This is a genomic window from Sphaerisporangium rhizosphaerae, from assembly GCF_042665155.1.
Classification (GTDB): Bacteria; Actinomycetota; Actinomycetes; order Streptosporangiales; family Streptosporangiaceae; genus Sphaerisporangium; species Sphaerisporangium rhizosphaerae.
On record NZ_JBHTCG010000008.1, the window covers coordinates 98714 to 119426 of the forward strand.

General features: G+C 73.7%; 16 protein-coding genes. 4 read left to right on the plus strand and 12 right to left on the minus strand.

Annotation, left to right across the window (positions count from 1 at the left end):
* Window positions 1-26 precede the first annotated feature (26 nt).
* The 11 genes from ACFQSB_RS14280 to ACFQSB_RS14330 all read right to left on the minus strand — a co-directional run bounded on the left by ACFQSB_RS14280 (window position 27) and on the right by ACFQSB_RS14330 (window position 13830).
* Entirely contained in the window at window positions 27-584 is a 558-nt protein-coding gene (locus ACFQSB_RS14280; RefSeq protein WP_354842381.1) for a GTP-binding protein, read from the minus strand.
* A 13-nt stretch (window positions 585-597) separates the two neighbouring features.
* Window positions 598-957 (minus strand): DUF742 domain-containing protein, encoded by a 360-nt coding sequence (locus ACFQSB_RS14285; protein ID WP_354842137.1) that lies wholly within the window; start codon window positions 955-957, stop codon window positions 598-600.
* Window positions 957-1379, minus strand: coding sequence for a roadblock/LC7 domain-containing protein (locus tag ACFQSB_RS14290; protein ID WP_380826859.1), 423 nt, complete (start codon window positions 1377-1379; stop codon window positions 957-959). The genes ACFQSB_RS14285 and ACFQSB_RS14290 overlap by 1 nt, the downstream gene beginning before the upstream one ends.
* Before the next feature lie 31 nt (window positions 1380-1410).
* A complete protein-coding gene (locus tag ACFQSB_RS14295) occupies window positions 1411-5097 on the minus strand; it encodes a sensor histidine kinase (protein WP_380827133.1) in 3687 nt (1228 codons plus the stop codon).
* A 169-nt stretch (window positions 5098-5266) separates the two neighbouring features.
* The gene (locus ACFQSB_RS14300) at window positions 5267-7630 is read right to left on the minus strand and encodes a [protein-PII] uridylyltransferase (protein ID WP_380826861.1); all 2364 of its coding nucleotides are present in this window, start codon (window positions 7628-7630) and stop codon (window positions 5267-5269) included.
* Window positions 7631-7637: 7 nt separating this feature from the next.
* Window positions 7638-7976, minus strand: coding sequence for a P-II family nitrogen regulator (locus ACFQSB_RS14305; RefSeq protein WP_354842131.1), 339 nt, complete (start codon window positions 7974-7976; stop codon window positions 7638-7640).
* A complete protein-coding gene (locus tag ACFQSB_RS14310; RefSeq protein ID WP_354842128.1) occupies window positions 7973-9286 on the minus strand; it encodes an ammonium transporter in 1314 nt (437 codons plus the stop codon). Before ACFQSB_RS14310 ends, ACFQSB_RS14305 begins: the two co-directional genes overlap by 4 nt.
* 251 nt (window positions 9287-9537) lie before the next feature.
* Window positions 9538-10479: a sigma-70 family RNA polymerase sigma factor gene (locus ACFQSB_RS14315; RefSeq protein ID WP_354842125.1), complete on the minus strand. Its 942-nt coding sequence runs from the start codon at window positions 10477-10479 to the stop codon at window positions 9538-9540.
* Window positions 10480-10722: 243 nt separating this feature from the next.
* The gene (locus ACFQSB_RS14320) at window positions 10723-12078 is read right to left on the minus strand and encodes a formimidoylglutamate deiminase (protein ID WP_380826864.1); all 1356 of its coding nucleotides are present in this window, start codon (window positions 12076-12078) and stop codon (window positions 10723-10725) included.
* A gap of 97 nt (window positions 12079-12175) precedes the next feature.
* On the minus strand, window positions 12176-12871 hold the full coding sequence (locus ACFQSB_RS14325; RefSeq protein WP_380826865.1) for an SDR family oxidoreductase: 696 nt from the start codon (window positions 12869-12871) through the stop codon (window positions 12176-12178).
* 26 nt (window positions 12872-12897) lie between these two features.
* The gene (locus tag ACFQSB_RS14330; protein ID WP_380826867.1) at window positions 12898-13830 is read right to left on the minus strand and encodes a MurR/RpiR family transcriptional regulator; all 933 of its coding nucleotides are present in this window, start codon (window positions 13828-13830) and stop codon (window positions 12898-12900) included.
* A 244-nt stretch (window positions 13831-14074) separates the two neighbouring features.
* Here ACFQSB_RS14330 and ACFQSB_RS14335 point away from each other — a divergent pair, with 244 nt between their 5' ends.
* The 3 genes from ACFQSB_RS14335 to ACFQSB_RS14345 all read left to right on the plus strand — a co-directional run bounded on the left by ACFQSB_RS14335 (window position 14075) and on the right by ACFQSB_RS14345 (window position 18634).
* Window positions 14075-15466, plus strand: a complete 1392-nt coding sequence (locus ACFQSB_RS14335) for a DUF4331 domain-containing protein (protein ID WP_354842113.1) — start codon at window positions 14075-14077, stop codon at window positions 15464-15466.
* Between the two features lie 226 nt (window positions 15467-15692).
* A complete protein-coding gene (locus ACFQSB_RS14340; RefSeq protein WP_380826869.1) occupies window positions 15693-17012 on the plus strand; it encodes a tetratricopeptide repeat protein in 1320 nt (439 codons plus the stop codon).
* A complete protein-coding gene (locus ACFQSB_RS14345; protein WP_380826870.1) occupies window positions 17009-18634 on the plus strand; it encodes a nickel/cobalt transporter in 1626 nt (541 codons plus the stop codon). Before ACFQSB_RS14340 ends, ACFQSB_RS14345 begins: the two co-directional genes overlap by 4 nt.
* 156 nt (window positions 18635-18790) lie before the next feature.
* Here the strand turns inward: ACFQSB_RS14345 and ACFQSB_RS14350 are convergent, their stop codons facing one another.
* A complete protein-coding gene (locus ACFQSB_RS14350; protein WP_354842105.1) occupies window positions 18791-19711 on the minus strand; it encodes a TIGR03620 family F420-dependent LLM class oxidoreductase in 921 nt (306 codons plus the stop codon).
* A gap of 297 nt (window positions 19712-20008) precedes the next feature.
* Between ACFQSB_RS14350 and ACFQSB_RS14355 the strand changes: the two genes are divergently transcribed.
* Window positions 20009-20674 carry an alpha/beta hydrolase fold domain-containing protein gene (locus tag ACFQSB_RS14355; RefSeq protein WP_380826872.1) on the plus strand — a complete coding sequence of 222 codons (666 nt, stop codon included), beginning with the start codon at window positions 20009-20011 and terminating at the stop codon, window positions 20672-20674.
* Window positions 20675-20713: the final 39 nt, after the last annotated feature.

The following is a 20713-nucleotide window of genomic DNA, read 5'->3' on the forward strand; positions in this document are numbered from 1 at the left end:
GCCGGTGAACGTTCCCGGACGGCGCACTAACTGGTGCGGCCGTAGGCCGACCTGAGGGTCAGGACGTACTCGACGAGCGTGATCAGGGTGGACTTCACGGCGTCCCGCGAGCGGGCGTCGGTCCGGACGATCGGGATGTGCGGGGCGAGCGTGAGCGCCTCGCGCACCTCCTGCTCGACGTGCGGGTAGTGCCCGTCCCAGCCGTTGATGCCCACCACGAAGGGCAGCCCTGCCTCTTCGAAGTAGTCGATCGCCGGGAAGCAGTCGGCCAGACGGCGCGTGTCCACCAGCACGACGGCGCCGATGGCGCCCCGCACCAGGTCGTCCCACATGAACCAGAACCGGTGCTGCCCCGGCGTGCCGAACAGGTACAGGATCAGGTCCTGGTCCAGGGAGAGCCGGCCGAAGTCCATCGCCACCGTGGTCGTGGTCTTGTGCGGGGTCAGACCCAGGTCGTCGATGCCCGCGCTGGCGTCGGTCATGACCGCCTCGGTGGTCAGCGGGAGGATCTCCGACACCGCTCCAACGAAGGTGGTCTTGCCGACGCCGAACCCGCCCGCGACGACGATCTTCGTCGACGTCAGCGCCGGGCCGCGGCTAGAGCCTGCGAAGTCCACTGAGAACCCTTTCAAGCAGGTTGTGGTCTGGTTGTCCCTGGTTGAGCCGCGGCAGATGCAGGCGTACCAGACCTTCGTCGGCCATGTCCGCGATCAGCACGCGGGCCACGCCGAGCGGCACCCGCAGCAGCGCGGAGATCTCGGCGACCGAACGCACGGAGTGGCAGAGCACGATGATCGCTTCTTGCTCGGGAGTGAGCAGGGACAAATCATCGCCCATTATGGGGGCCGATGAGACCAGAGTTTCCATCGCGAGGTGGTAGCTCGGCTCGGCACGGCCCCCGGTGACGGCGTACGGACGGAAGAGGGGCTCGTCCTCGGTCCCGTCACCCTCGAGCATCACCGGATCCTGGAGGTCTGCAACTCGGCGCGCAGCGCGGGCGTCAGCACCTGCCCGGCGCGCTCCACCAGCAGCGTCATCTGGTAGGCCACCAGGCCCATGTCACAGTCGGGGGAGGCCAGCACGGCCAGGCAGGAGCCGTCGCTGATCGCCATGACCAGCATGATGCCGTACTGCATCTCGACGACGGTCTGGGTCACACCGCCGCCGTCGAACACGCGGGATGCGCCCACCGTCAGGCTCAGCAGGCCGGCGGCCACCGCGGCGAGCTGGTCGGCCCGGTCCGGCGGGAACCCCTCGGAGTTGGCCAGCCGCAGTCCGTCGGCCGAGACGACGACCGCGTGCGCCACGCCCGGTGTCCCGCTGACGAACTCGGTGATCAGCCAGTCGAACCTGCGTGCCTCGTGACTCAGGTCGATCACGAGCCCTCCTCATCAGTACCGCGTCAAGTGGTCAGGGGTTGTCGTTGTCGGTGGTGCGGGACGCCTCGGTGATGTCGGCGCGGCCGCGCTGGATGCCCTGCTGGAACCGCGACATCCTGGCGCGCACCTGGTCGGCGGACACCTGCGGCGACGGGAGCGGAGGCGCGGCCGCCGGAGCGGACGGACCGGCGACCGATCCCGGGACAAGGTTGGCCTTCGGCGTCCGCTTCGGCAAGCCCGCGGCGGTGACGCCGCCGAGGGAGGGCTCCTTCGCCGCGTCGGCGGCCTGCCATCCGGAGTCGGCCGTGGAACCCCATGCCGCCGCGCCCGCGGCGGGCGGCTCGGTCTCACGCAGCCCGGCCTCACGGAGCACGGCCTCCCGGCGCTCGGGCTCGCGCGCCTCGGGCTCCCACGTCCCGGACTCCTGCTCGGCGTAGCCGGCCGGTTCCTCGACGTCCTCGGGGCGAGCCGTCTCCGCGCCCGCCGCCTGGCCGGCCGGGGCCTGACCCCGGGCGACGGCGATCTCGTGCGGGTCGGGACGGCGGAACCACGCCGACTCGACGGCGGCGAAGATCGGCAGGAACTCGTCGCCATGCTCCAGCAGCGACTCGGCGGGCACCGGCGGCGCCGTCCGCGGACCGGCCGGACCGGCCGAGCCGGCCGGACCGGCCGAGCCGGCCGGACCAGACGAGCCAAACGAGCCGGACGGACTGGACGGGCCGGTGCGCGGGCCGCTCGGCCCGGCGGGGCCGGTGTCCGGCTCCAGAGGGCCGGTGCGCGGGCCCGCCGGGCCCGCGTGCGCGCCGGAGGCGCCGGCGCCCGTCCGCGGCCCGGAGGCGTCAGCGGGCGGGAGGCCGGGCGAGAAGGGCGCGGTCGGCGGGTCGGCCTGGGTGTACCGGCCGGGCGCGCGCACGGGCAGCCCGGCGGACGGACCGGCCGGCCTCCCGGACGGACCCGCGGAACCGGCGGGACCGGTCGCGGGACCGGCGGACGTGCCCGCGGCTCCGGTGGACGGACCGGCCGAGGCGGCGAAGCGGCCGGAGGAATCGGTGGACGGGCCCGCGTGCTCCGCGGAGCCCGCGGGTTCGGTGGGCCACACGGGCGGCGTGAGGGGTCCGGACGGCCCGGAGGGCCCCGTGGAGGGGCCCACGGGACCGAACGCCGCCTCGTCGCCCCTGCCGCCGACGAAGGCGCCTTCGTCGCCGCGCACGGCCCCGAAGAGCGGTTCGTCGCCCCGCGCGCCCCGCCCGCGACCGGGGCCGGCGGGGACCGGGCCGGTGCCACCGGGGGCGGCGTCGGGCGCGGGACCGCCGAAGGCGCTCAGGCGCGCCCCGGACGCCGGGGTGTCCCCGCCGACCACCGCCGCGCCCGCGCCGGTGCGGAACGGCTGGAACGGGCTCTGCGAGGAGTACGGCCCGGTGCCGTTCGGCACCGGGGTGGGCCCGCCGCCGTTCGGCGGCGGCGTGGCGCCGTTCGTGAGCGGGCCGGCGCCGGCGGCGGGCTGGGCGCCGCGCCCGTTGAAGGCGGCGAACGGCTCGCCGCCGCCATAGGCGCCGTTGGCGGCGTTGGCGACCCCGTCGGAGCCGCCGAACGCGGGCGAGGGGGTCTCCTGCGCCGCGCCGCGCTGCGGGAGGACCGGCCCGCGCCCGGCGGACACCGAGATGAGCTGCGGCGGGAACAGGACCATGGCGATGAGCCCGGCCGCGTCGCCGCGCCGGAGCTGCACGCGGATGTCGTGGCGCAAGGCCAGGCGGCCGACCACGAACAGGCCCATGCGGCGCGACACCGAGACGTCCACGACCGGCGGGTCGGCCAGCTTGCGGTTGGTCTCGGTGATCTCCTCGACGGTCATGCCGATGCCGGAGTCGCTGACGGCCAGCAGCGCGCCGCCGCCCTCGATCATGCTGCTGGACACCACCACGCGGGTGTTGCCCGGCGAGAAGGCCAGGGCGTTCTCGACCAGCTCGGCGACCAGGTGGACCACGTCGTTGGCCGCGTGCCCGGCGATGGCCGCGTTGCGGTGGACCTTGACGCTGACGCGCTCGTAGTCCTCCACCTCCGACAGCGACGCGCGGACCACGTCCACCAGCTTGGCGGGCTGGCTGCGCTTGCGCGCGGCCTCGTGCCCGGCCAGGACCAGCAGGTTCTCACTGTTGCGCCGCATGCGGGTGGCCAGGTGGTCCAGCTTGAACAGGTCGGCCAGGCGCGAGCCGTCCTGCTCGCCGCGCTCAAGGCCGTCGATGAGGGAGATCTGCCGCTCGACGAGCGTCTGGATCCGCCGTGAGAGGTTGACGAACATCGCGTTGACGTTGCCGCGGAGCTGGGACTCCTCGGCGGCCAGCCGCAGGGCCTGCCGGTGGACCTCGTCGAAGGCGGACGCCACCTCGCCGATCTCGTCGTTGGTCCCCACCACGATCGGCTGGACGTCCGCGGCCTCGGCGACGTCGCCGCTCTCGCGCATGCGCCGCACGACGGCCGGCAGGCGGAACCCGGCGATCTCCAGCGCCTCCGAGCGCAGGCGCCGCAGCGGGCGGACCAGCGAGCGGGCGATGAGCACCGTGGTGGCCAGCACCAGCAGGATCAGGGCGAGGATGAGCACCCCGGCGATGATCGCGTTGCGGCGCTCGGCCGACTCCAGCGCGGAGGCGCGGGCCGCGACCGTGGCGGCCACCTGGTTCTCCACCCGCTGGAACAGGTCGATGGTCTTGGTGCTGTCGTCGAACCACTGCTTGACCGCCGCGGGCCCGCGCGCCCCGTTCGCCTGCACCGGCAGATTCCGCGAGGCCAGGGCGATCGCCCACGACTTGGTCAGCTCGGCCCTGATCGCCTGCTCGCCCACGAGCGTGGACGACAGCAGCCGGCCGTTGTCGGCCCCGGCCTCACCGCTGAAGGTGGCGACGGCGCTCTTCTGCCGCGACCGGGCGGCGATGAAGTCCTCCAGCTTGTCCGCGGTGAACCGCTGGCCGCGCGCCAGGGTGCCGATGAGCGTGCCGCGCTGCTGGGAGGCCTCTTCCTTGGCGTGGGCGAGGGCGCTCAGGCCACGCAGGTCGCCGACGAGCTGCGGGTCCTCGCTGCTCTGGATGATCTCGTCGTGCAGCCGCAGCAGCGAGGACACGATGTCGGTGTACTTGGCCGCCTGGCCGCCCTTGCGGATGACCGGCATGGTGTCCAGGCGGTTCTTGACCTGCTGGGCGTCCTGGACGGCGCGCACGCCGTACTCGGAGTCGATGGTGCCGAGGTCGCCGCGCACCTTCGTCATCGCCGCGTCGACGGCGCCGCGCTGGTCGAGCAGGGCGGCGCGCTGCTGGCGGGTGGTCTGGAACCAGACCGACCTGTCGCGTTCCAACCCCAGTTGCAGGCTGAGTTCGCGCAGATGGGCGGCGATCGTGGCCTCGGCGGCGTTGCGCTGGTAGGCGGCGACGCCGTCGATCGAGGACACGACGCGCAGACCCGCCAGCAGGACACCGACGAGCGTGGGCACCAGGATGAGCGCCGTCAGGCGCGCGGGCACCCGCCAGTTGCGCGGCGCGAGGCGCCCCGGCCCGCGACGGGCACGCTGACCATGCTGGCTGTGCTGGCCGTGCTGGCCGTGTGCCCCGTGCTGGCCGCCGGGGCCGCTCTGGCCTGCCTGCCCGCCCCCGTGCCTGCGCCGCTTGGCGCCCGTGCCGGCCTCCGGGTGGGCCCCCGGGTGTGCCGCCTTGGTCTCGGGATCCATCATGCTCACCGCGCCACCCCCTGCGCTCTTCCATGCATGGATGACGGCATGGCTGATAAGGACATAACCGGGACAATTCGACCACAAGGTCACCATTGCCGAGGACCGAACCGGCACACCCAACGTAATTGTTATGAATCGGGGAGCGATCTTGGTCGGCTGACCTGCGGGTTCAGCGCAGGGCGGCGAGCACGTGCTCGCGCACCTGCACCCGCTGCGCGGCGTCCATGATGGGCTGCCCCGATCGGTCGACCACGTAGAAGACGTCCACCGCTTCCGCGCCCAGAGTCTCCACGCGAGCCGCCCTCACGTCAAGGTTGCACTCGCCGAAGGCGCGCCCGATGCGCCACAGCAGTCCCGGACGGTCGTGCGCCCGCACCTCGACGACCGTGGCCGTCTGCGAGGCGTCGTCGACCAGGCTGACCCGCGGCGGGGCAACCGGAACCCGCGCCGGGCGCACCGACCGGGTGCGCCGCGCCAGCCTCTGCTCGATGTCCAGCCGCCCGGCCAGCACCAGGCGCAGATCGGCCTCCAGGGTGGCGGGGTCGGGCGGCGTGCCGTACTCGGGGATGACCGCGAACTCGATCACCGCCGTGGAGGACGCCGACGCGGCCGAGGCCGAGCGCACGACCATGCGGTGCGCCGCCAGCACGCCGGCCGCCCGCCAGAGCAGGCCCGGCCGGTCCGGCGCGACCACGGTGACCGCGCCGCCGTTGACGCGCACCGCGCCGCCGCCGTGCCTGGCCAGCGACGCCTGCTGCGCCGACAGCGAGGGCGCGGGCGCGGGCGGGCTGCCCGACAGCGCCGACCGCACCTTGCGCACCAGCTCGGAGACCAGGGACGCCTTCCAGGTGTTCCAGGCCGCCGGCCCGGTGGCGTTGCCGTCGGCGACCGCGAGGGCGGCCAGCAGCTCCAGCACCTCGCGGGTGCCGACCGCCTCGGCGACCCGCGAGATCGTCACCGGGTCGTCGAGGTCACGGCGGGTGGCGGTCTCGGGCAGCAGCAGGTGGTGGCGCACCACGGTGGCCAGGGTGTCGACGTCCGCGGGAACCAGGCCCATGCGGGCGCCGATGTCCCTGGCGACGATCTCGCCGGTGGTCGAGTGGTCGCCCGGCCAGCCCTTGCCGATGTCGTGCAGCAGGGCGGAGATCAGCAGCAGGTCGGGCCGGGACACCTCGCGGGTGAACGACGCCGCGCCCGTGGCCGCCTCGATGAGGTGCCGGTCGACGGTGAAGCGGTGGACGGGGTTGCGCTGCGGGCGGTGCCGCACCCGCTCCCAGTCGGGGATGAGCCGGACGATGACGCCGGCCTGGTCGAGCTCCTCCCACACCGGCACGGCCGCGCGCCCGGCGCCGAGCAGCGCGACCAGCGCGTCGCGGGCCTCGTCGGGCCAGGGCACCGGCAGCGGCGGCGACTGGGCCGCGAGCACCGAGACGGTGGCGGGGGCGATCGGCAGCCCGGCCTCGGCCGCGGCGGCCGCCGCCCTGAGCACCAGGATGGGGTCGTTCTTGGGGTTGATCCCGCGCGCGAGGACGACCTCCCCGCCGTGCTCGACCACGCCGTCGGCCAGCGGGCGCCGCCCGCGCGGAGCCGGCCCGGACAGCAGGCGGTCCACGGTGCGCCAGGTGGCGTCGAAGGCATGGGAGATCGTGCGGCCCGCCTCGGCCATGCGGCGCATCAGGGCCTCGGCGTCCAGCAGGCCGAGCGCCCCGGCCACGGCGTCCTGCTCCTGCAGCACCAGGCGGTCGGCGCCGCGGGCGGTGACCAGGTGCAGCCCGTGGCGCACGTCCAGGAGGAACTCGTAGGCCTCGCGGACCCGCGGGCCGGGCGCGGAGGCCACCCACGCGGCGGCCACGGCCTGCATGGCCTGCACATCGCGCAGGCCCCCGCGAGAGTCCCTGAGGTCGGGTTCGAGCAGGAAGGCCAGCTCGCCGGAGGACTCGGCGCGCTTGTCGGCCGACTCGTGCAGTTCGGCCAGCCTGCGGCGGGAGTCGGAGCGCCACTCGGCCAGCACGGCCTCGCGGGCGGCCCGCGTCAGCTCGGGGTCGCCGGCGATGTGCCGGGCCTGGATCAGCCCGAGCACCGCCTTGAGGTCTTCGCGGGCCACCTTGGTGGCCTCCTCGACGGTGCGCACCGAGTGGTCCAGCCCGAGGCCGGAGTCCCAGATCGGGTACCAGAGGCGATCGGCGATGCGGCCGATGTCCTCCTGCCCGTTGTGCAGCAGCACCAGGTCGAGGTCACTGCCGGGGGCCAACTCGGCGCGGCCCAGGCTTCCGACGGCCACCAGCGCGATGCCGGTGCCCGTCAGGGCCGCGCCGGCCCCCGCGGACGGTGCGCCGGTTCCCCCGAGGGAGATGCCGGCGCCGCGTTCGTCTCCGGAGGAGAACCCGCTCTTGGCCCCCCCGAGCCCGATCCGGCCTTCGCGTCCTCCGTGCGGCTGTGGATACGCCGTGCGGAAGAGGTCGGCCAGCCAGCGGTCGATGTCCGCGGCCCGCTCCTTGCGGGCCGCGGCATATGAGCGAGCGTCGCCTCTCATCATCCGGTTAGAGGGCCTCCGGTCCGCGTTCTCCCGTTCTGACCCTGATCACGGTCTCCACGGGCACGGACCAGACCTTGCCGTCGCCGATCTTGCCCGTCTGCGCCGCCTTGACGATGACGTCGATGACGTCCTCGGCGTCCTCCTCCTCGGTGAGCACCTCGACGCGCACCTTGGGCACCAGGTCGACCTGGTACTCGGCGCCGCGGTAGACCTCGGTGTGGCCGCGCTGCCGGCCGTAACCGCTGGTCTCGCTGACGGTCATGCCCTTGACCCCGAACTGCTCGAGAGCGGCCTTGACGTCGTCGAGCTTGAAGGGCTTGATCACCGCTGTGATGAGCCTCATGCGTCTACCTTCTTCGCCACTGATGGGACTGGGCCGTTCACCTTGGCGGCGACGCCGGAGGCGTGAACGGAGCCGAGGTCGTAGCCGGTCTCGGCGTGGGTGGTGATGTCGATGCCGGTGACCTCGTCCTCTTCAGTGACCCTGAAGCCCATCGTCTTGTCAATGATCTTGCCGATGATCCAGGCGAGAATGAAGGAGTAGAGGCCCACGACGACCGGGCCCAGGATCTGGCGGCCGAGCTGGGTGAACCCTCCGCCGTAGAACAGACCCTTGGCCTGCGGGTCCAGGAAGGGGTAGGCGGCCAGGAAGCCCAGGGAGATGGCGCCGAGCGCGCCGCCGACCAGGTGGACGCCGACCACGTCGAGCGAGTCGTCGTAGCCGAGCTTGTACTTCAGGCCCACGGCGTAGGCGCAGACCGCGCCGGCGATGGCGCCGATGACGATCGCCGCCCAGGGGTCGACGAAACCACAGGCCGGGGTGATGGCGACCAGACCGGCGACGGCGCCGGAGGCCACGCCCAGCGTGGTGGAGTGCCCGTCACGGAGCTTCTCGACCAGGATCCAGGCGCCGGCGGCGACCGCCGTCGCGACCTGGGTGTTCATGAAGGCCAGGCCCGCGGTGCCGTCGACGGCCAGCTCGGAGCCGGCGTTGAAGCCGAACCAGCCGAACCACAGCAGGCCGACGCCCAGCAGCACCAGGGTCAGGTTGTGCGGACGCATCGGGTCCTTGCGCCAGCCGCTGCGCTTGCCGATCACCAGGGCGAGCGCGAGACCCGCCGCACCGGCGTTGACGTGGACCACCGTGCCGCCGGCGAAGTCCTCGATGCCGAGCTGGGTCAGCCAGCCGCCGCCCCAGACCCAGTGGGCCACCGGGAAGTACACGATCGTCGCCCACACGATGGAGAAGACGACCCAGGCGCCGAACTTGGCCCGGTCGGCGATCGCACCGCTGATCAGAGCGACGGTGATGATGGCGAAGGTGAGCTGGAAGGCGGAGAACACCAGGCTCGGCATGCCGGTGCCGTCGTCCTTGGTGGCGGTGTCGACCAGGCTCTGCAGCCCGACCTCCTTGAGCCCGCCGACGAACTTGTTGAGGAAGTCGTTGCCGTTCGTGCCGAACGCCAGCGAGTGACCGTAGATGACCCAGGCGATGGTTACCGTGATGATGCTGACGAACGACATCATCATCATGTTCAGGACGCTCTTGGCCCTGGTCATGCCCCCGTAGAAGAACGCGAGGCCCGGAGTCATCAGCAGCACCAACGCGGTGGCCGCGAGCATCCAGGCTGTGGTGCCGCTATCGATCTTCATTCGATGCGACCCTCCCTTACAAATGGCGTGTGGCCGTTTTCTCCCGCAGTGGGCGCTCCAGGGCTTCATTGACCGGCTGCACACTGACGTTGGGCGAAAGCGTGTTCTTCTGCCGTTTCAGGTCTGGACCTGGCGTGTTTCACGTACGTGAAACTCACGACATCGATGTTTCGGCCACGTTTCGGAGGGTCGCCAGAACGACATCGGCGCGTCCCAAAAGGACGCGCCGATGCGGGTGTTCCAGAAAAGCGCTAGGCGGCCGCCTGGGCCATCTTGCGCAGGCGGGCCAGCGCGTCGCGCTCGATGCGCCGCGCGCGGTCGCGGCCGATGCCGTACCGCTCGCCGACCTCGGTGAGGGTGTGCTCACGCCCGTCGACCAGGCCGTAACGCCAGCGCAACATCTCGCGGGTGCGGCCTTCCAGGCCCTGCAGCCAGTCGTCCAGGCGCTCGCGCTCGAGGGTGTCCATCGCCTGCTGCTCGGGGTCGGCCCAGGTGTCGTCGGCGATCATGTCGCCGAGCTCCGTCTCGTCCTCGTCCCCCACGCCGAGCTGCAGCGACACCGGGTCGGAGGCCCAGCGGCGCAGCTCGCGCACCCGCTCGATCGGCAGGTCGAGGACCTCGGCGAGGTCGGCGTCGGTCGGCTCGGCGTCCAGCTCGGCCATCATGTCGCGGCGCACGCGCATCAGGCGGGTCATCTGCTCACCGGCGTGGGTGGGCAGGCGTACCGGCCTGGCCTGCTCGTGGATGGCGCGGCCGACCGACTGGCGGATCCACCAGGTGGCGTAGGTCGAGAACTTGTAGCCCCGGCGGTAGTCGAACTTCTCCACGGCCCTGACCAGGCCCAGGTTCCCCTCCTGGACCAGGTCGATCAGCGGCATCCCCCTGCCGGAGTACTTGCGCGCGACGGCCACCACGAGCCGGAGGTTGGCCTGGATGAACTCGTCCTTGGCCCGCTGCCCCGAGACCGCGAGCCGTTCGAGCTCCTCGTCGAGGGCGCCGGCGATCTTGGGCTCCGGCTCCCCGCTGTCGAGCAGTTGCTCGGCGAACAGCCCCGCCTCGATGCGCTTGGCCAGCTCGACCTCCTGGTCCGCGCTGAGCAGTGGCACCCGCCCGATCTCGGCCAGGTAGGTGCCGAGAAGGTCCCTCTCAGCGGCCTGCTGGTCCTGCGTCCGAATCCCCGTCGGCCTTGCCATCCTGATGGCACCTCGTCTCGCCGCGCCCGCCCTGGTGTGCGGGTGAGCCCGTCGTGCCGGCCGTCCAGTGACCGGTGCGACGCGCTTCCCCCTCTTTGCCGGATCAACGTTCAGTCCAAGGCAAAGATTCCCTAAAGAGATACGACCGGAGAATGGTTTCCGGGCTCCTCCTCAAGGATGACTTCGCACCTGAGAGACACACGGATGCCCGGATAACCGACCGTCAAACAGCGACAAATGGGATCATTCGCGTAGCGCGGAGATGGCGTCGGCCAGCATCGGCCCGACGTCGCCGAGAACGTGGCCGCCCTCGACGACCACCCTGCGGCCGCCGGAGACGACCGAGTGGACGTCGCAGGCCGAGGCGCCGAAGACGACGGTCTCGGCGGGGCAGCCGCTGCCCGCGCCCGCGGTGCGCACCGAGTCCAGCCGCACCGACACCAGGTCGGCCCAGGCGCCGGGGGTGATGAAGCCCGCGTCGGGGTGGCCGAGCGAGGCCTGCCCGACCATCGTGGCCGATCTGAGCAGGTCGGCGGCCGTCCAGTGGCCCCGCTCGCCCGTCGTCAGGCGCTCCCCCAGCTCGACGGCCCGGGCCTCCTCCAGCAGGTCGATCATGGCGTTGCTGTCGCTCCCGAGGGTGACCGGCGACCCCGCGTCGTGCAGCCGGCGGGCCGGGCCGATGCCGTCGGCCAGGTCGCGCTCGGTGGTCGGGCACACGCACACGTGGGTGGAGGACCCGCCGAGCAGGGCCACGTCGACGTCCGAAAGGTGGGTGGCGTGGACGGCCGTCGTGCGGGGGCCGAGGACGCCGTGCTCGTACAGCACCTGGACCGGCGTGGCGCAGTAGGTCTCGACGCAGTGACGGTTCTCGGTGCGCCGCTCGGAGACCTGGACGTGCACGGGAGCGGCCCTGCGGTGGCCGAACTCGGCGACCACGGGCATCCGCTCGGGCGGGCAGGCGCGCACCGAGTGCACGGCCCCGCCGACCACCACGTCGCCGCTGCCCGCGTACTCGCCGGCCAGGGCGTCCACCCGTTCGGCCCAGCGGTCCACGTCACGGTCACCGAAGCGCAGCTGCGGGCCGCTCGGCGTCGCGCCCATGCCACCGGTCAGGTAGCAGGCGTCCAGGAGGGTGATGCGCAGGCCGGCCTCCCTCGCGGCCCGGATGAGAGCGTGGCCCATCGCGTTGGGGTCGGCGTACGGCCGCCCGCCCACGCCGTGGTGCAGGTAGTGGAACTCGCCGACGCAGGTGATGCCGGCCAGCGCCATCTCGGCGAAGGTCGCCCTGGCCAGGTCGAGGTAGGTGTCGGGGTCGAGCCGCGCCGCCACCGCGTGCATGCGCTCGCGCCAGGCCTGGAAGCTCTCGGTGCCGCCCTGGGCCTGGCCGCGCAGGGCGCGGTGGAAGGCGTGGGAGTGGGCATTCGCCAGGCCGGGCACCGTCAGGCCGGTGAGGCGCACGACTCCCCGGGGCGCGGGGACGCCGCGCGAGACCTCGCAGATGCGGCTGCCCTCCACCTGGACCAGGACCCCGGCGACCACCTCGCCGGGATGCAACCAGGCCAGCTCGCACCAGTAGCTAAGGTCGGACACTCCCCCCATCTGTCCAGGAAAAAGTCAACGTATGTCCCGATATATGAATCAATTCATTTGCGTCATATGAAATGTCGGGAAGGGGGATGCCGGGAAGAGATGACGCTCAGGCGACCGGTCCCGCGGAGGGGCGTATGTCGATCTCGGTGATATGCGCGTCCCCGCCCGCCGTCACGGCCGCGAGGACGGCCCGCGCCACCGACTCGGGCACCAGATAGCGCTCGGGCTCGAACGCGCCGCCCTCCTGCTCGCGCACGTCCCGCTGCATGTCGGTGTTCACCCGCCCCGGGTACACCGAGGTGACGCGCACGCCGTGCGGCTCCTCCTCCTGCCGCAGCGCGTCGGCGAGGGCGCGCAGCGCGAACTTGCCGGCGGCGTAGGCGGCCCAGCCGGGGTTGGCCCGCCGGCCGGCCCCGGAGTTGATCAGCACCACGTGCCCGCGGGCGGCCCGCAGCGCCGGCAGCAGCAGGCGTGTCAGCTCGGCGACGGCGATCACGTTGACCTCCATCGTCTCGCGCCACGCCCGCACCGGCAGCTCGGCAACCGTGCCGAGCCGCGCCACGCCCGCGCTGTGCACGAGCAGGTCGAGGCGCTCGACGTCCGCCGCCGCCTCGGCCACGGCGCGCTCGTCGGTCAGCTCCACCGACCAGGGCCGCGCGCCGAGCTCGTCGCAGACGGCGCGCAGCGCGGTGCCGTCGCGCCCGCCGAGGATCAGGTCGTGCGTGGGGGCCAGGGCCCGGGCGATGGCCGCGCCCACGCCACGGGAGCCGCCGGTGATCAGTGCGATGGGTCGTGCCGTCATGCGCCTCACCTTAGGCGCAGGAGCGCTCAGGGCTGGAGGAAGACCCCGGTCTGGCCGCTCATGCGCTCGTCCTCCTCCAGCCGGGCCCGGGTGCGCAGCGGCGCCGCCTCGGCCATGGCCGCGAGCAGCAGCATCGCCACCGTCAGCGGCGCCGCGTGGGAACCGCAGACCGGCTCCTCCCCCACCGGCGCGTGCAGCACCACGTCCGCCGGGAACGGCACCTCGGCGCGGTCGGTGATCACCGCCGTGCGCAGGCCCAGCTTGGCGGCGTACTCCAGCGCCTGCACGACCTCCAGCGGATAGCGGGGCAGGACGACGGCCAGCAGCCACTCAGAACCCGCCCGGCGGGCGGCGTGCAGCCCGTCGGTCAGCTCGGAGCCACCGTGGACGAGCGGCCGCACGTCGGGGTGGATGCGCCGGGCGTAGTAGGCGAAGGTCATGACCGGCCCGGAGGACACCCGCAGCCCGACCACCGGCAGCGGTTCGCACACCGCGAGCGCCGCGCCGAGCCCCCGGATGCGCCCGGACAGGCCGTCGGCGGGCCGGCCTGGCGACGGGACCCCGCCGGCCAGGCGGTCGCGGACGGCCGCGAGGTTGCGGATCTCGCGGTCGATCATCTCCAGCAGGGAGCGCCCCACGGCGGCCCCGTCGCCCGCGGCACGCGGCACGGCGTCGGCGGGACCGTCGCCGTTCAGCACGAGCGGACGGAGCGCGTGGCGGAACTCCGGGTACCCGGCGAAGCCCAGGGCCATCGCGAACCGGGTCACCGACGGCTGGCTCACCCCTGCGCGCTCGGCCAACTCAACGCTCGACAGGAAGATCGCGTCAGGGAGGTTCTCGCTCAAGTAGTGCGCGATGCGCTGCTGCACGGGTGAAAGACGCCTGTCCCCGATCAGTTGCCCGAGCCCGTCCGCCACCGTCACCTCCAGCCCCCGGGGCGCGCCCCCCGCGATCGACAACGCACAAGACCGCCGTCCTCATCCCCGCCGATCAGGATCGGCCCGCCCGGGAACCCCGTTACGCCCGACCGCCCTTGGCCCCGCGCGGCCGGGCCGCCGCCGGAACCGTTTTCACGATTCCGCGTCCACGGCCAATCCGAAGTCGCCGCGGCCCCGTATCTCGTCGTGAGGACCCGGCCGGACCTCTTCCACACAAGCCGACACCCGGTCGCGACGCGACCGGTGGCCGAAAGGATTCGACGACATGGAGCTCCGGATCAACCGGCGAGCCCTGCTGGCTCTGGGCGTCGCCGGGGTGGTGGCCGCTTCCTCGCTCACCCTGCTGCGCCCCGAGGCCGGCGGCGCCTCCTCCCACCGCGAGGCGCCGCTCATCGCCGGCGACCCGCGCAACGACAACACCGACGTGTACGCCTTCGTCAGCCCCGACAGGCCCGACACCGTCACGCTCATCGCCAACTGGATCCCGTTCGAGGAGCCGGCCGGCGGGCCGAACTTCTACACCTTCGACACCAGGTCGCGCTACAACATCAAGATCGACAACAACGGCAACGGGCTGCCGGACGTCACCTACCAGTGGACCTTCCGCGACGAGGACCGCCGCGGCGCCTCCACCTTCCTGTACAACAACGGTCCGGTCACCTCGATCGGCGACGAGAACCTGCTGTTCCGCCAGCGCTACACGCTCAAGAAGTTCACGGCCCGCGACGGGTGGACGACGGTGGTCAAGGACGGCGTGGTCGCGCCGAGCAACACCGGCGCCGCGTCGATGCCCGACTACGGCAGGCTGCGCGCCCAGTCGCTGCGCCGGCTGCCCGGCGGCGGCCAGAGCTTCGCCGGGCAGGCCGACGAGGCGTTCTTCGTGGACCTGCGGGTCTTCGACCTGCTGTACGGCGGCGACCTGTCGGAGGTCGGCCAGGACACCACCAGGGGCTACAACGTCCACAGCATCGCCATCCAGGTGCCCAAGGACGAGGTGGCGCTGAAGGGCGACGCCCGGCGCAACCCGGTCATCGGCGTGTGGTCCACCACCGAGAAGTGGAGCCCGGGCGGGTACCGGCAGGTGTCGCGGCTCGGCAACCCGCTGGTCAACGAGGTCGTGGTGCCCGCCGCCCTGAAGGACACCTTCAACGCGATCAGCCCGGACAAGGACGCCGGCATCCCGGCGGTCGTCAAGCGGGTCACCCACCCCGAGCTGCCCAAGCTCGTCGAGGGCATCTACAAGATCCCCGCGCCCAAGACGCCCCGCGCCGACCTGGTCGAGATCTTCCTGACCGGCATCGCCAAGGCCAACGGTCCCATCAAGGCCGACCTCAACTCGCAGATCCTGAACAGGGACGCCGACCCCAGGGCGTTCCGGCCCTCGGAGATGCTGCGGCTGAACATGGCGGTGCCGCCGGCGCGCGACCCCAACCGGCTCGGCGTCCTCGCGGGCGACCTGCAGGGCTTCCCGAACGGGCGCCGTCTGGGCGACGACGTCGTGGACATCTCGCTCCAGGCCGTCGAAGGCGCCGCGCTGACCGGCAAGCTGGTCGACGCCCTGGCCGCGGGCGACAAGGTCGACGCCAACGACAAGCCGTCCCAGCCGCACTTCCCCTACATCCCGCTGCCCGGCTCCGCCGCCGTCAACCAGCGCTGACCGCGCCCCGGCGCGCGCCACACCGCTGACCCCACCCCGGCGCGCGCCATATCGCTGACCGCGCCCCGGCGCACCACACCCCTTCGCGACGAGGCCGGCGACCCCCCGCCGCCTCGCCGCGTCCCCCGGCGCCGCCGCCTCCTCCAGTCCTTTCACCGGCCTCCACGGCCGGTGGGGACCGCCACGGCCGTCCAGGAACGATCACGGGAGCACCAGGAGAATCACCATGTCCCATCTCGATCGCCATCGCGGCGGCCTGCGCGCGGCGGCCCTCACGGGGGCTGGTGCCCTCGCGGTGGCCCTGGCGGTCACGGCCGCGGCGACCTTGCTGCCCCCGTCGCCGGCCTCGCCCGCCGCCGCCGCCGCGCCCGCCGCCCAGGCCCCCGCGCTCGCCGCGGCGCCGCGCTCGCCCGCGGAGGCGGCCGCGGCCGTGAAGACCCTGACGGAGCGGCTGAGGAGGCTGCCCGAGGACCACCAGGCGTGGGCGTCGCTCGGCGTCGCCTACGTGGAGCAGGCCCGGGTCACCGCCGACCCCTCGTCCTACGTCAGGGCCGAACGGGCGCTGGCCCGCGCGACCGCCCTGGCGCCGGGCGACCCGGCCGTCCTCACCGGCCGGGCCGCGCTCGCCGCCGGGCGCCACGACTTCGCCGACGCGGCCCGCCTGGCACTGCGGGCGATCGCGGCCGATCCCTACGGCGCCGCCGCCTACGGCGTGCTGACCGACGCCCGCACCCAACTCGGCGACTACGCGGGCGCCACCGCCGCCGTGCGGCGCATGATGGACCTGCGGCCCGGCGTCGCCTCCTTCACCCGCGCCTCCTACGACGCCGAGCTGCGCGGAGACCTCCACGAGGCCCGGCGGATGCTGTCGGCGGCCCTGGACGACGCGCTCGCCCCCGAGGACGTCGCCTACTGCCGCTACTACCTGGGTGAACTGGCGCTGCGCGCGGGCGACCTGGCGCGGGCCGGGCGGATGTACCAGGAGGCGCTCCGCGCCCTGCCCGGCTTCGTCCCCGCCCTGGCGGGCCGGGCCCGCGCCGAGGCGCTCGGCGGACGGCTCGGCGACGCCGCCGCCGGGTACGCCGCCGTGGTCGAGCGCCTCCCCCTGGCCCAGTACATCGTCGAGTACGGCGAGGTCCTGCGGAAGCTCGGCAGGGACCCCGCCCCGCAGTGGGAACTGCTGAGGGCCCAGAAGCGGCTGATGGCCGCGGGCGGGGTCCGCGACGACCTCACCTGGGCCGAGTTCGAGGCCGACCACGGATCCGCGTCCGAGGCCGTGCGGCACGCGAAGGCCGAGTACGGCAGGAACCCCAACATGGCCGCCGCCGACGCCCTGGCCTGGGCGCTGCACAAGGCGGGCCGGTCCCGCGAGGCTCTTCCGTACGCCAGGAAGGCGACCGCCCGAGGGTGGCGCAACGCCGTGGCCCGCTACCACCGCGCCACGATCGAGCACGCGCTCGGACGCGGCTCCGCCGCCCGCCCGCCCGCCGCGTCCGCCGGCCCGCGCTTCTCCCCCGACCTCCCCGCCCTCGCGAGGCCCTCATGATCGCCCTGGTCCTGGCCGCCGTCGTGGCGGCCCACCCGCTCGGCAACTTCACGGTCAACCACTACGACGGGCTGCGGGTCACCCCGCAGCAGGTCGGGAACACGGCCATCGTCGACTACGCCGAACTGCCGACGCTGCAGAGCGCGGCGCGGGTCGACGCCGACGGCTCCGGCGCGGCCTCCCCCGCCGAGCGGGCCGCGTACGCCGCCGCGGCGTGCGCGGAGCTGTCCCGCGCCCAGCGTCTGACGGTGGACGGCAGGACGCTGCCCTGGCAGGTCGGCGCCGCCTCCTACGCCTACGCCCCGGGGCAGGGCGGCCTGCGGACCAGCCGCCTCACCTGTGACCTGTCGGCTCCGGCCGCCGTCTCCGCCGCGTCCTCGATCGTGTTCACCGACTCCTTCCTCGGCGACCGCATCGGCTGGCGCGAGATCACCGCGGTCCCCGAGGGAATGCGGTTCGCCCGGCCGGCCGTGCCCGCGACGAGCGTGAGCGACCGGTTGCGCTCCTACCCTGCCGACCTGCTCACCGCCCCCCTCGACCAGCGCTCGGCCACCCTGCGCACCACCTCCGCGAACCCGGGCCAGGCGGCGCCGGCTTCCGGATCGGGGACGCCGGCTTCCGGCCAGGCGGCGCCGGCTCCCGGGTCGGGGGCGCCGGCGCCCGCCTCCGGCTCCGCGCCGGGCGACGGGGCCGGGGGCCGGCCGCTCGCCTCCCTGGCGGGGCCGTCCCTTCCCGGGCCGATCGGGGACTGGCTGGCCGGCCTGGACCGCACGTTCACCGGCCTCATCGGCGCCTCCTCCCTCACCGTGCCGCTCGGCCTGCTGGCCGTGCTGCTCGCGGTGGCGCTCGGCGCCGGGCACGCGCTGATCCCCGGGCACGGCAAGACCGTCATGGCCGCCTACCTGGCCGGACGCCGGGGCCGCCCGCGTGACGCCCTGGTCGTCGGGGCCACGGTCACCGCCACGCACACCGCGGGCGTGCTCGTCGTGGGCCTGCTGATCAGCGCGCTCTCCGCCGTGGCCGGGGAGTCGGTCCTGTCCTGGCTCGGGATCGCCAGCGGCCTGCTCATCGCCGCCGTGGGCCTGCGCCTTCTGTGGTCCGCCGCCCGCGCCCACCGCGGCTCCCCCGAGAACGGCCACGGCCATGGACACGCGCACGGCCACGGGTACGGGCACGGGTACGGGCACGGTTCCGGGCATGCGCCGGGAGACGAAGACGCGGGCGAACACGGCATCGCGGACCGAGGCGCGCACGGACACGCGCACGGGCACGGACACGGACACGCGCGTGGGGGCGGCGGGCGGGCCGGGTTGATCGGGCTGGGCGTGGCGGGCGGCCTGGTGCCGAGCCCGTCGGCGCTGATCGTGCTGCTCGGCGCCGCCGCCCTCGGCCGTACGTGGTTCGGCGTCGCCCTGGTCGCCGCCTACGGCCTGGGCATGGCGGCCACCCTGACGGCGACCGGCCTGCTGCTGGTGAGGCTGGCGAGCCGGCTGGACGCGCTCGCCGCGAAACGCGAGGGCCTGGCGGGCCGCCTCGCCGGACTCACGCCCATCGGCACCGCCGCGACCGTCGTCCTGCTCGGCGCCGGCCTCGCCGTCCGCGGTCTGACCGGCGCCATCTGACCAGCACCATCTGACCGGCACCGTCTGAGCGGCACCGTCTGAGCGGCACCGGTCCGACCAGCGCCGTCCGCGACCAGCGCCGTGCGACCGCGGCTCCGGTGCGAACGGCATCCTGCGCGGGGCCGGGCGCATCTCATCGCCCGCCTGGTGCGCTGGTCAGGTGGTGAGGGTGGCGGCCAGGACGCCCAGGTGGGTGAGGGTCTCGTCGATGGTGGACGTGAGGGGCTGGACGCAGACGTGGTCGGCCCCGGCGTCGTGGTGGGCGCGGACCCTCTCGCCGATGGCGTCGGCGTCGCCCCAGGCCACGATCGCGTCCACCAGGGCGTCGCTGCCGCCGTCCGCGAAGTCGGCGTCGCCCCAGCCCATCTCGCGCAGGTTGTTGAGGTAGTTCGGCAGCGTCAGGTACAGGGCCATGTACTCGCGCGCGGTGGCGCGGGCCCGGTCGGCGTCGGTGTCCAGGACGATGGCCTGCTCGGGGACGAGCAGGGGCTCGGGGCCGAGGATCTCCCTGGCCTTGGCCGTGTGGTCGGGGCCGACGAAGTAAGTGTGGGCGCCCTGGGTGCGTTCGGCCGCGAGCCTCAGCATGCCGGAGCGCAGCGCGGCCAGGACGCGGGCGGGCCGTTCGGGCAGCGGAGCCTGGTAGGGGGCCTGGTCCATCGCGTCGAGGTAGGCGCGCATGGTCGAGACGGGCTTGCCGTAGTCGTGGCCGCGCACGGCGACCAGTGGCACGTGGCTCACGCCGAGGCCGAGGATGAACCGTCCCGACCACGCCTCGGCCAAGGCGTTGGCGCCCGCGTCCGCCGAGGCCGCGTCCCGGGCGTAGAGGTTGGCGATGCCGGTGGCGACGATGAGGCGGTCGGTGGCCGAGAGCAGGATGCCGGAGTTCACCAGGGAGTCCTTGGCGCCGTAGACCTCGGAGATCCACAGGGACCGGTATCCGAGGTCCTCGATCGCGCCGGCCGCCCTGCGGGTGCTCTCCGCGTCCAGGCGGCCGAGGGTGCCGAGCCACACGCCGCTCCTGCCGAGCCGCCGCCTGAGCTCCGCCGGGTCCGGAACCGCCGAGGTGTCCTTGTGCATGCTCGCCTCTCCACGTCCATCCGTTGGTCCGCCTGCCCGCCGGCCTGCTCGATCGTGATCCGTCGACACGTGATCGGGTGGGTCCGCCGGCGCCGCGGGCCCGCCCATGGTGGTGCGGGCCCCGTCACGCTGGAAGCCTCCCCACCGGCGACGCCCGCTACGCACGGTCACGATCTCACTACACTTCAGGAGAGGACGGGCGGGCCTCCGGACGGCACGTCCACTCCTCCCCGCTGCGAGGCGTACAGGACGCGGGCGGCCGCGGAGGCAAGCCGCCGCGAGCCATAGGATCACGGCATGAGGCGGGCACTGATCTGGCTGCACGGCGGGGCGTGGATGCAGCGCGACGCCGGGGAGCGTTCGCGCGGCATCCTGGCCGCCCACGGGCTCGACGTCCACCCGGCGACCTACCGGCTGAGCCATGAGGCCACCTGGCCGGCGCAGCTCGACGACGTGCGCGAGGCGGCGCGCAAGGTCCGCGCCGATCATCCCGGCGTGCCGCTGCTGGTCGCCGGCACCTCGGCGGGCGCCCATCTGGCCCTGCATCTCGCGCTGCGGGGCGTGGACGCGCCCGACGACGTGGCCGGAGTGATCGCCTGGGCTCCTCCGCTGGACCCGCTGGCGGCCGACTGGCCGGAGTGCCGTGACCCCGGCAGCCCGTGGGCGCGGCTGCTCGGCCACGTCCCGGCTCCCGGCGACCAGGCCACCGCCGATGTGACGCCGGCCAACCACGTGGGCAACGGGGTGCCCGTCCTGCTGCTGCACGGCCGGGAGGACGACGTCGTCCCGGCGACGCAGACCTTGGACCTCAGCAACGCCCTGCTGGCCTCGGGCCACCCCGTGACGACCTACCTCACGGCGGGAGGCCACGACGACGACCTCGGCCGCGAGGACGTCCGGCAGGTCGTCGCCTCGTTCCTCGCCGCCTCCCCGGCTGAGCCCCTGATCGGCCCTCCCCGCTGAGCCCCTGAGCGGCGCCCCTCACGGGGGCGAGGGCCACGG

Coding starts and splice junctions, on each gene's coding strand:
- ACFQSB_RS14285 (WP_354842137.1), bottom strand. CDS start 957: ATGCTCGAGGGTGACGGGACCGAGGACGAGCCCCTCTTCCGTCCGTAC.
- ACFQSB_RS14300 (WP_380826861.1), bottom strand. CDS start 7,630: ATGAGAGGCGACGCTCGCTCATATGCCGCGGCCCGCAAGGAGCGGGCC.
- ACFQSB_RS14355 (WP_380826872.1), top strand. CDS start 20,009: ATGAGGCGGGCACTGATCTGGCTGCACGGCGGGGCGTGGATGCAGCGC.
- ACFQSB_RS14340 (WP_380826869.1), top strand. CDS start 15,693: ATGTCCCATCTCGATCGCCATCGCGGCGGCCTGCGCGCGGCGGCCCTC.
- ACFQSB_RS14350 (WP_354842105.1), bottom strand. CDS start 19,711: ATGCACAAGGACACCTCGGCGGTTCCGGACCCGGCGGAGCTCAGGCGG.
- ACFQSB_RS14345 (WP_380826870.1), top strand. CDS start 17,009: ATGATCGCCCTGGTCCTGGCCGCCGTCGTGGCGGCCCACCCGCTCGGC.
- ACFQSB_RS14305 (WP_354842131.1), bottom strand. CDS start 7,976: ATGAGGCTCATCACAGCGGTGATCAAGCCCTTCAAGCTCGACGACGTC.
- ACFQSB_RS14310 (WP_354842128.1), bottom strand. CDS start 9,286: ATGAAGATCGATAGCGGCACCACAGCCTGGATGCTCGCGGCCACCGCG.
- ACFQSB_RS14335 (WP_354842113.1), top strand. CDS start 14,075: ATGGAGCTCCGGATCAACCGGCGAGCCCTGCTGGCTCTGGGCGTCGCC.
- ACFQSB_RS14325 (WP_380826865.1), bottom strand. CDS start 12,871: ATGACGGCACGACCCATCGCACTGATCACCGGCGGCTCCCGTGGCGTG.
- ACFQSB_RS14295 (WP_380827133.1), bottom strand. CDS start 5,097: ATGATGGATCCCGAGACCAAGGCGGCACACCCGGGGGCCCACCCGGAG.
- ACFQSB_RS14320 (WP_380826864.1), bottom strand. CDS start 12,078: ATGGGGGGAGTGTCCGACCTTAGCTACTGGTGCGAGCTGGCCTGGTTG.
- ACFQSB_RS14315 (WP_354842125.1), bottom strand. CDS start 10,479: ATGGCAAGGCCGACGGGGATTCGGACGCAGGACCAGCAGGCCGCTGAG.